Annotated in this window: 1 protein-coding gene; it reads left to right on the top strand. The window is 61.8% G+C overall.

Going from position 1 to position 965, the window contains the following annotated elements; all coding sequences use genetic code 11:
• Positions 1-75: 75 nt before the first annotated feature.
• On the top strand, positions 76-960 hold the full coding sequence (locus tag ACH13J_RS18340; protein ID WP_397544784.1) for a fatty acid desaturase: 885 nt from the start codon (positions 76-78) through the stop codon (positions 958-960).
• Positions 961-965 lie beyond the last annotated feature (5 nt).

The following is a 965-nucleotide window of genomic DNA, read 5'->3' on the forward strand; positions in this document are numbered from 1 at the left end:
GCCGTGCAATCCTGGATGACTTGTATTCTTCGGATTTTTGATCAAAAATCCGGCCAAACACGACGGAGGACCAACATGTCGACGGTTCGCAGGGAGTTCGAGATCGCGCGGAAGCACACGCCGGAGTTCGCGGCGCGGACATTGTGGCTGGAACTGATCATGTTCGCCGTGGCCATCACGGCGACGTGGCTGGCGCTGACCGGCGGGATACCGCTCTGGGCGGGCATGATCGTCAACACGATCTTCATTTACGGCATCTACACCGTGGTGCACGAGGCCGTGCACGCCAACATAAGCTCGCGCCGGAAACACCTGCGCTGGATCGATACGGTGGCGGGCGTGATCGCCTGCGCGCCGCTATGGCTGTTCTATCATCAGCACAAGCGCCAGCACATGGCGCATCACGCCCATACCAACGAGGACTGCGACCCGGACATCTATGCCAAGGGGTCGTTCCCGGTGTGGGTCTTCGTCAAGCTGCCGGCGGCGCTGATCCAGTATTTCAACCCGGTCCAGCAATACCGCGACTGCAAGCGCTTCGACTGCACGCGGCGCGAGATCGTGCATACCTTCGTCACCTTTGCCGTCTACGGCGCGATCCTGATTGGGTTGCTGGTGGCAGGATACTGGAAAGAGGTTCTGCTTTTGTGGTTCATCCCGTGGTGGATCGGGCAGACGGTGATGCTGACCTTCTTCACCTGGACGCCGCACCACGACCATTCCGAGACGGGGCGCTACCGCAACACGCGCGTGTCGCTGTTTCCCGGCGCCAACTTCCTGCTGCAGGGGCAGAACTATCACCTGATCCATCACATGGCGCCCAGCGTGCCCTATTACCGCTACAAGCCCGTCTTCGACGAGATGCGCCCGCTGCTGGAGCAGAACGACGTGCGGATCGAGGGGATCTGGCCCGACCCCGCGAACGAGCACCCCGGTGCGACATCCCATCCGGCCGAGTGAGGGCG

The organism is Roseovarius salis (assembly GCF_044472985.1).
Taxonomy (GTDB): Bacteria; Pseudomonadota; Alphaproteobacteria; order Rhodobacterales; family Rhodobacteraceae; genus Roseovarius; species Roseovarius salis.